This is a genomic window from Corallococcus sp. CA047B, from assembly GCF_003612065.1.
GTDB lineage: Bacteria > Myxococcota > Myxococcia > Myxococcales > Myxococcaceae > Corallococcus > Corallococcus praedator.
Genome location: NZ_RAWD01000427.1, coordinates 1 through 6675, shown reverse-complemented (window position 1 = coordinate 6675; position 6675 = coordinate 1). Strand labels below are relative to the sequence as shown.

The 6675-nt window shown below is 71.6% G+C and carries 6 protein-coding genes and 1 pseudogene; 5 read left to right on the top strand and 2 right to left on the bottom strand.

Annotated elements, in window-relative coordinates; genetic code table 11:
- Nucleotides 1-45 precede the first annotated feature (45 nt).
- Nucleotides 46-1128 (top strand): 23S rRNA (adenine(2503)-C(2))-methyltransferase RlmN, encoded by a 1083-nt coding sequence (gene rlmN / locus D7X74_RS37915; protein WP_120537852.1) that lies wholly within the window; start codon nt 46-48, stop codon nt 1126-1128.
- Between the two features lie 219 nt (nt 1129-1347).
- Complete coding sequence (locus D7X74_RS37910) at nt 1348-1734, top strand: hypothetical protein (protein WP_120537850.1); 387 nt, start codon at nt 1348-1350, stop codon at nt 1732-1734.
- A gap of 39 nt (nt 1735-1773) precedes the next feature.
- Here the strand turns inward: D7X74_RS37910 and D7X74_RS37905 are convergent, their stop codons facing one another.
- Together D7X74_RS37905 and D7X74_RS37900 are read right to left on the bottom strand one after the other, a co-directional pair.
- Nucleotides 1774-3384, bottom strand: a complete 1611-nt coding sequence (locus tag D7X74_RS37905; RefSeq protein WP_120537849.1) for an adenylate/guanylate cyclase domain-containing protein — start codon at nt 3382-3384, stop codon at nt 1774-1776.
- 33 nt (nt 3385-3417) lie between these two features.
- Nucleotides 3418-4272: a metallophosphoesterase gene (locus tag D7X74_RS37900; protein ID WP_120537851.1), complete on the bottom strand. Its 855-nt coding sequence runs from the start codon at nt 4270-4272 to the stop codon at nt 3418-3420.
- Between the two features lie 88 nt (nt 4273-4360).
- Here D7X74_RS37900 and gluQRS point away from each other — a divergent pair, with 88 nt between their 5' ends.
- The 3 genes and pseudogenes from gluQRS to D7X74_RS37885 all read left to right on the top strand — a co-directional run.
- Nucleotides 4361-5299, top strand: a complete 939-nt coding sequence (gluQRS, locus tag D7X74_RS37895; protein WP_167508811.1) for a tRNA glutamyl-Q(34) synthetase GluQRS — start codon at nt 4361-4363, stop codon at nt 5297-5299.
- Between the two features lie 154 nt (nt 5300-5453).
- Nucleotides 5454-6431 (top strand): hypothetical protein, encoded by a 978-nt coding sequence (locus tag D7X74_RS37890; protein WP_120537847.1) that lies wholly within the window; start codon nt 5454-5456, stop codon nt 6429-6431.
- A 62-nt stretch (nt 6432-6493) separates the two neighbouring features.
- A pseudogene (locus D7X74_RS37885) lies at nt 6494-6675 on the top strand (hypothetical protein); the annotation flags it as partial.

The window sequence follows — 6675 nt, the reverse complement described above, 5'->3', positions numbered from 1 at the left end:
CGCCCAGGGTGCGCGGGGGCACGGGTGTGTTATCTCGGCTTCGTCATGTCGGACGCCCCCACCCCCCCCAACCTCTATGACCTGCCGCGCCCCGTGCTGGACGCACGTCTGGCCGACTGGGGCTTCAGCCCCCAGTACCGTGAGCGCGTGTGGACGGGGCTGTACCGCGACGGGGTGACGGCGCTGGGCGACGTGACGGGCCTGCGCCCGGACCTCCAGGCCGTGCTCCAGGAGCGCGCGCGGCTGGGCCACCTCTCCACGCACCATGAGAGCTTCAGCAGCGACGACCTCACCCACAAGCTGCTCTTGCGCCTGCACGACGGACAGACCATCGAAACGGTGCTGATGCGTTTCAAGGGCCGCGCCACCGTGTGCGTGAGCACGCAGGCCGGGTGCGCCATGGGCTGCGTCTTCTGCGCCACCGGACAGATGGGCCTGTCGCGCCACCTGACGCCGGGCGAGGTGGTGGGCCAGGTGCTCCACGTCACGCGCATCCTCAAGGCGCGGGGAGAGACGCTGCGCAACATCGTGCTCATGGGCATGGGCGAGCCCCTGCACAACTACGACAACACGATGGCCGCGGTGGATATCCTCGTGGACCCCAAGGGGCTGGCGCTCGCGCCGCGCTTCATCACCCTGTCCACCGTGGGCGTGGTGCCCGGCATCCTCCGGCTGGCGGACGAGGCGCGCCCGGTGCAGCTCGCGGTGAGCCTCCACGGCGCCACCGACGCGGAGCGCTCCGCGCTGGTGCCCGCGGGACGGCGCTGGCCGCTGAACGAACTGATGGACGCGTGCCGCTACTACGTGGCGAAGCGCAAGCGGCGCATCTTCTTCGAGTGGACGCTCATCGCGGGCCGCAACGACACCGCCGAGCACGCGCACCCTCTGGGCGCGCTGCTGCACGGGATGGACGCGCACGTGAACGTCATCCCGCTCAACCCCACCGTGGGCTACGACGGCGGACCCAGCGTGCCGGACGCGGTGCGGGCGTTCCAGGACGTGCTCACCTCCTACGGGGTGCCCAGCACGGTGCGCCAGCGCAGGGGCATCGACATCGACGCGGGCTGCGGCCAGCTCAAGGCCGCCGTGGAGCGCAAGCCCCGCCGCCCCCTTCCCGTCGCGTCCTGAGCAACCCGCCGGAGCGCGCGGGGTCGCTCGACACACCCGGACACGTCCATCCGACCTGACGTGTCACCCCCCTCCAGTAGCGTCCGCCCCGCCCCCACGTACAACATCACGTGTGGGCCCCCGCGCATTTCCATGGCCCCTTGCATGGCACTGGCTCGTGGGCACATTCTTCACGACGGCTTCCACGCAACCCCAACGGCTTTCCCGGAGGAGGTGGGCATGCTTTCCATCCAGGAGCACGGCACGGTGGAAGAGGCGAGCAGCAATCTGCTCGACTTCATCCTCATCCCCGACAACTGGCTCGAGCAGGCGGCGCCGCAGCCGGAGGGTTCCTCCTCGTGGCCTGCGTCGGACATGCAGTACCAGCGGCGCGTGGGCACCCTGCGCATCTGCGCGTCGGTGGACGTCGCGCCGTCCCTCGACGTCACGCTCCACATCGCGTTCCGCGCGCCGGGGCTCACGCCCATCAAGGCGGCGGACCACCTGGAGAGCTTCCTCAAGCAGCGCCTGCCGCTGACGCCCAACAGCGAGTGGCAGGTGGAGGTGGATGATCGCCGGTGGATCCACTTCTCGCGCCGCTACGCGGGCACGCACCTGCTGGCCTGATGCCCGGGGCCCACGCCGCCCGCGCGCCTGCCGCGTCGCCTACAGCGACAGCCGGTGGTGCCGCAGCGGCTGGGCCACGTTCTTCACCGGCGTCTCGGTGAGGGGCCCGACCTGGAGCTTTCGCACGAAGGGCTCCTGGGACGTCTTCAGCGCTTCGTGCACGCTCTGCATCACCAGCGTCTCGCGGAAGCCCGCCAGGGACTGGAGCCGCGCGGCCTGGTTCATCCCGCTGGAGAAGGCCGTGTAGTTGCGGTTGGGACCGAAGAGGCCGCAGTTCGCGGTGGCCAGGTTCACGCCCACCGCCACGCCCAGCCCGGGCAGCCCCACCCGCTGACACAGGGCGGACACTTCCTCGCGCGCGCCCAGTTCCGCGGTGAACGCCTGGATGTCGCACGCGGCGCGCACGGCGGCCTCCGCGCGGCGCACCCGGTCCGTCTGGAAGAAGGGCGGGCCGAAGAGGCCGATGACGCAGTCACCCACCATCTTGTCGAACACGCCGCCGTGCGCCCAGATGCAGTCCACGGCGCGCGCGCTCCATTCATCCACGAAGCGGGCGATGCTGCGCGGGCTGTCGAAGCCCTGCTCGCAGATGCGCGTGAAGCCGTTGATGTCCGCGAACAGGATGCCCACCTCCTGCTCCTGCGCCCGCAGGTGCCGCGCGTAGTCCGGGTCCTCCAGCAGCGCGTTGATGGCCTCCGTGGAGAAGAACTGCGACAGGTGGATGCGCTCGCGGTTGTAGTCCAGCAGGCGCTGGCTCAGCGTGGAGGCCAGCACGCGGATGAGGTCCATCGCGTACGCGGAGAAGCCCTCGTTGTTCCAGACGACGATTTTTCCCAGGGGCTCGCTGCGCGCCCCCGCGGAGATGAGCACCGCCTCCGTGGTGCGCCCGTCGAACAGGCGCTTGAGCACGCCCGCGTCGCCGTGCAAGAGCCGCGTGCCGTGCTGATGCAGCAGCGTCTCCAGCGGGGCGCTGGGCTGCTCTCCGCTCTCGTATTCGAGCTGCCCGTGGCGGTAGGTGCGGTAGTGCAGCACGTGCGGCTGCACGGCGTCGCGGTAGAGCAGGAGGAAGCCCGGCAGGCGGACGCGCTGCGCCAGCGTGCGCACCGCCTGATCCATGCCCGCCTCGAAGACGGGATTGGCCAGGTGCTCGTTGCACTGGAGGATGACCTGGTGCTTCTCCGACGCGGTGTGGACCAGCATCAGCACCGTGTCCAGCTCCTCCGCCAGCGTGTCCAGCGTGCGCAGCTGGCGGGCGCGGGCCTCCGCGTCGCCGGGCGCTCCCGCGAAGAGCAGGCCCAGCGTGCCCACCGGGGAGCCCGCCACGTCCAGCGTCTGGATGACGAGCGTGTGGCCCTCATGGGCGCGCACGCCCGCGGCGCCCGTCAGCAGCGAGCCCGGGAAGACGCCGCCCCAGTCGCCCTCGCTCCAGGTCTGCTCCACCAGCTCCTCGTCGCGCGTGGTGAGCGCGATGGCGCGCGCGCCAGTGTGCGAAAGCAGCACGGGGAAGCAGCGCCGGAAGCACTGGGCGAGCGTTTCACGCTCCCGGAGGCTCTCCTCCAGGAGGTCGTCCGCGACACGCCCGAGCTGGCGCAGGAAGCGGTACTCCTCCAGGGACAACTCAGCGGGTGGGGCGATGGGCGCGGGGGTCATGTGCGCCCCTTGTACCGCCGCCCGTGGGCCCTGTCACAGGGCCGGAGTGTGCTTCGTGCCGCCCACCACCACCCCGCCTTCCACGTCGATGAGCCAGTAGCCCTCGTGGCCCGCCTGGGTGGAGGACCCGGCGCCGAACAGGTGGGGCCGCTCCGGGGTGGCCGGGTGGTGGTAGCGCTGGTGGATGTGGCCGTGGAGCACCGCGAAGCGCGGCCCTGGCAGCAGCTTCAAGAGGGCGTCCGCGTCGTGCAGGCCATGGTACCAGCCGTCCGCGTGGTCGGAGGCATTGCGCGGCGCGTGGTGCACCACCACCAGGATGGCGCGCCCGTCCAGGCGTGAGTCCGTCAGCAGCGCGGCCAGCCCTTCGAGCTGCGCGGGGCCGACGGAGCCATAGGACAGCCCGGGCGTCGGCAGGGGCCGCGCCGAGCACAGCCCCACCACCGCGGCGCCCTCCCCCACCAGCCGCACGAAGGGAAAGGCGCCCTCGCGGCGGTACTCCGGAAGGTCGCTCTCCAGCAGGTGGCCGAAGTGCTGGGCGAAGCGGCCGCTCTGGTGGGCCCCCGGGGTGAAGACGTCGTGGTTGCCCGGAATGACGGTGCAGCGCGAAGGCGTCTGGACCAGGGGGCCCAGCGCGGCGCGGGCGGCGCGGAACTCCCCCTCCAGCGCGTAGGCGGTGAGGTCGCCGGAGAGGATGAAGTGGTCCACCCCGGGCGCCTGTCCCGCGCGGGCGATGGCGGAGAGCGTGTGCTGCGCGTGGCGGTAGGCCTTCGCCCGTCCGCCGGCCGTCAACTCGACGAGGGCCACCCAGCGGCGCCAGCCCAGCTTGTGCAAGGGCAGGGCGAAGTAGTCCTCGGTGATGTGGACGTCGGAGCAGTGCAGGAAGCGCATGGACGGGGTCACACGGAAGGGAACGCCAGGAGGCGGCGGGGCATTCTCTCCCAGCCCACCGGGGGAGGAAGTTATGGTCGCGCCCACGATGAGAGGACGTTTCGCGCCCAGCCCCACCGGGCGGATGCACCTGGGCAACATCCGCAGCGCGCTGCTGGGCTGGCTCCAGGCCCGGGCCGCGGGAGGCGCGTTCCTCCTGCGCATCGAGGACCTGGACCGCGCGCGCTGCAAGCCCCAATTCCTGGAGGACCTCTACGCGGACCTGCGCTGGCTGGGCCTGGACTGGGATGAGACGCCGCTGGTGCAGAGCGAGCGCGACGGCGTGTACCGCGAGGCCCAGGCGAGGCTGGAGCACGAGGGCCTCATCTACCCGTGCTTCTGCACGCGCGCGGAGATCGCCCGCGCGGCGAGCGCGCCCCACGGCCTGTCCGACGAAGGCCCGCGCTACCCGGGCACCTGCGCGCACCTCACCTCGGAGCAGATCTCCGAGCGCTCCCGCACGCGCGCCCCCGCGTACCGCTTCCGCGCCCGCCCCGGCGAGGTGCGCTTCACCGACGACCTGATGGGCCCCTACGTCCAGGACGTGCAGGCGCTGGTGGGGGACTTCGTGGTGCGCCGCAACGACGGCGTGGCCAGCTACCAGCTCGCGGTGGTGGTGGACGACGCGGACAGCCGCATCACCCACGTGCTCCGGGGGGATGACCTGCTGCCCTCCACGCCTCGGCAGCTCCAGCTGTACGAAGCGCTGCGCCTGCCCGCGCCCGACTTCCTCCACGTGCCGCTGGTGATGGGCGAGGACGGCAAGCGGTTGGCCAAGCGGGACGGGGCGTTCGCGCTGGCGGAGCTGCGCGCGCGCGGACGGGCCCCCGAGCATGTCCTGGGCCTGCTGGCCGCGTGGAGCGGCCTGGGTGATGGCAGCCCGGTGTCCCTGCCCTCGCTGGTCGCCCGCTTCAGCAGGGACGTGCTGCCGCACGCTCCGGTGGTGGCGCGCGAGTCACAGCTCCTCGATGCGCTAGGGCTGCGCTGAGACGGGCTGGCCGTCCGCCCCACCCTCCGGGGTGGAGCGGCCGTGTGGAAGTGAAATGAACGCGGTCAGGTGGTGCACACCTTCATCCCAGACACGTACGTCCTCGCCGTGACGACCGCGGCCGGGCGACACACGGAAACGAGGGTGCAAGTCCATGGCAACGATTGTCGAAAGCGAACGGGCCGGCGTCGTCAGGGAACGCTCCGGCGTCATCCCGGCCATTCCGGGCAGTGCGTCCAAGCTGAGCTGGGGGGCCATCTTCGGTGGCACCTTCGTGGCGCTGGGCGTGTGGATCCTCCTGTACACGCTGGGGCTCGCACTGGGCCTGTCGTCGGTGGATCCAGGCAACGCGGGCAGTGCGAAATCCGCGGGCATCTTCACCGGCATCTGGAGTGTCATCGTGCCGCTCGTTGCCCTCTTCGTGGGCGGACTGGTGGCCGCGCGCACCGCGGGCATCGTGGACAAGGCGGGAGGCGCGCTCCACGGCGCGGTGCTGTGGGGCCTGACGACGCTCGCGGGCGTCATCGTCCTGGGCATGGTGCTGTCGTCGGTGATGGGCGCGGTGTTCAACGTCGGCAAGGCGGCGGTGGGCGCGGGTGGCTCCGCGGCGATGGGCGCCGTGACGGGAGGCGGCGATGCGGCGAAGACGTTCGGCCTGGATGCCAATGATGCGCTCGCGCCGGTGAACCAGCGGCTGCAACAGGAGGGCAAGCCCGCCATCACGGCGAACCAGTTGGAGGCGGCGACCAAGGACATCGTCACCGAGGGCGTGCGCCAGGGCCGCATGGACCGTGAGCTGCTGGTGAGCAACATCGCGCAGAACACCAACCTGTCGCGCCCGGACGCCGAGGACGTGGCCAACCGCGTGGAGCAGCAGGTGGATCAAGCCAAGGCGAAGGCCGGGCAGGTGGGCCAGCAGGTGCAGCAGGGCGCGCTGAAGGTGGCGGACCAGTCCGGCCGCGTCTTCTGGGGCCTCTTCGCCGGGCTCCTGCTGGGGCTCGTCGCGGCGGTGCTGGGCGCCACCCTGGGCGTCAGCCGCCGCCAGCGCATCCTCGGGGAGGGCGTGGTGGCGACCACCACGACCACCCCTCCGACGACGACGACGACGTCGCGTCGCGAGGTGTACCCGTAGTCTCGGGCGCTCGCGTGCATCCCCGCTTCACGGTGAACCCGTGAGGCGGGTATGACACGCGGGTGGCGCCCTCGCACCGCACCGTCCTCCACTGGTTCATCATCCCCGGCGTGAGCCTGGGCCTGCTGCTGCTGTGCGCGCTCGGTGCCTCCTGGCTCACGCGGTCCAACGAAGTCCCGGAGTCGCACGTCCTCGCGCCCGCGCCGTCCCCGGTCGCTGAACCCCGCGCACCGGTCCCCACGCC

Bases quoted from the DNA above. Each gene is read 5' to 3' on its own strand.
- rlmN (WP_120537852.1), top strand. From the start codon at position 46: ATGTCGGACGCCCCCACCCCCCCCAACCTCTATGACCTGCCGCGCCCC.
- gluQRS (WP_167508811.1), top strand. From the start codon at position 4,361: ATGAGAGGACGTTTCGCGCCCAGCCCCACCGGGCGGATGCACCTGGGC.
- D7X74_RS37910 (WP_120537850.1), top strand. From the start codon at position 1,348: ATGCTTTCCATCCAGGAGCACGGCACGGTGGAAGAGGCGAGCAGCAAT.
- D7X74_RS37900 (WP_120537851.1), bottom strand. From the start codon at position 4,272: ATGCGCTTCCTGCACTGCTCCGACGTCCACATCACCGAGGACTACTTC.
- D7X74_RS37905 (WP_120537849.1), bottom strand. From the start codon at position 3,384: ATGACCCCCGCGCCCATCGCCCCACCCGCTGAGTTGTCCCTGGAGGAG.
- D7X74_RS37890 (WP_120537847.1), top strand. From the start codon at position 5,454: ATGGCAACGATTGTCGAAAGCGAACGGGCCGGCGTCGTCAGGGAACGC.